This is a genomic window from Celeribacter marinus (assembly GCF_965656515.1).
Taxonomy (GTDB): domain Bacteria; phylum Pseudomonadota; class Alphaproteobacteria; order Rhodobacterales; family Rhodobacteraceae; genus Celeribacter; species Celeribacter marinus_D.
This window is the reverse complement of sequence record NZ_CBFHKW010000117.1, coordinates 1-1,358: the sequence shown is the minus strand read 5'-3', so window position 1 is coordinate 1,358 and position 1,358 is coordinate 1. Positions and strand designations below refer to the sequence as shown.

General features: G+C 55.6%; 2 protein-coding genes and 1 pseudogene. All 3 read right to left on the bottom strand.

Going from position 1 to position 1,358, the window contains the following annotated elements:
- On the bottom strand, nt 1-746 hold a 746-nt coding region (locus tag ACTG34_RS13740), incomplete at its 3' end, for an RluA family pseudouridine synthase (RefSeq protein WP_439105429.1).
- Entirely contained in the window at nt 743-1,117 is a 375-nt protein-coding gene (gene crcB, locus ACTG34_RS13735; protein ID WP_439105428.1) for a fluoride efflux transporter CrcB, read from the bottom strand. The genes ACTG34_RS13740 and crcB, both read right to left, overlap by 4 nt.
- 47 nt (nt 1,118-1,164) lie before the next feature.
- Nucleotides 1,165-1,358: pseudogene (locus ACTG34_RS13730) on the bottom strand (replication-associated recombination protein A); the annotation flags it as partial.

The following is a 1,358-nucleotide window of genomic DNA, read 5'->3' as shown; positions in this document are numbered from 1 at the left end:
GTAATCGGCTCCATCGCAACCCAAGAGGCCCGCGAGGCCACACGGTAGAGCGTGGCGTAAAGCGTATGTGCGCGCTTTGCGCCCTCTGTACTATCGATCTCGCGCGGGTGGACAGCGATCATCTTTTCGCCCTCGCCACCTTTGCCGCGTCCGCGTGCTTTGACCAAACCGTATTTGATTTCACCCAGATAAGGCGTAGGGACACCTGCCACGAGCGCCCAATAGATTTTACGCGTATTGCGGTGGCGAAACGCCTCCGTCATTTTACTAGCCATTGCCGGTGTCCGCGCCAGAACCAAGACGCCGGACGTATCCTTGTCCAGACGATGAACAAGACGCGGCTTTTCTGCAAAATCCTCTTGGAGTGCAACACAAAGACCATCGACATGGCGAGTCTGATTTGACCCGCCCTGCGTCGGCAGACCCGCCGGCTTGTTGATCACGATGAGGTGCGCATCTTTATAGATCACGCAATCGCGCATCAACTGAGCATCTTTTTCCGAGACGCGCGTGGTTTCCTTGGCGTAGGTCACGTTGGTGTCGGGCAAAGGCGGAATACGGATTTCAGTTCCGGGACCGACACGCGTGTTTGACTTCGCCTTGCTTCCGTCGACGCGCAGATCACCCTTACGGCACATCTTTTCAATCTGGCCCTGTTTGACCTGCGGAAAGACTTTGCGCATCCACCGGTCAAGGCGCTGCTCTGGTTGATCGTTATCAATAATGATGGTTTGGACACGGCTCATGCGTAAAAACTCCGTGCAGCGTAAAGGCCGAGGGCAATTCCCCCAAGGGCGAGCACAAGCGTTCCGATCACATAGGCCGCTGCCAACCCGATCTCGCCGCGCTCGAATATCGTAATCGCGTCTAGCGAAAACGCCGAATAAGTCGTGAAGCCACCAAGAACGCCCGTCATGATGAACGGTGCAAACTTGTTGCCATTTTCATGGGCAAGAACAACGATGATCACTCCCATCAAGACAGACCCAACAAAGTTGACCGTGAGCGTTCCCCATGGGAATCCTTTACCCAACACGCGCGCGATGCCAACACCCGTCAAATAGCGGGCCGAAGCGCCAATTGCGCCTCCTATGGCAACTTGAATAAGCGGTGTCATGGGTCAGGATCCTTTCTCGCCCGTCTTGGGTCGCGCGGCGCAGGATGTCAACTCTCGCGCTGCGTGCGTAACTTTTGAAAATAGCTCACCCGCTTGGCCAACTCGCGTTCAAATCCACGCTCCACCGGATGATAGAACTGCGTACGCGGCAATGTTTCGGGAAAGAAGTTTTGCCCTGAAAACCCGTCTTCGGCGTCATGATCATAGGCATATCCCGCGCCGTACCCCTGTTCCTTCATCA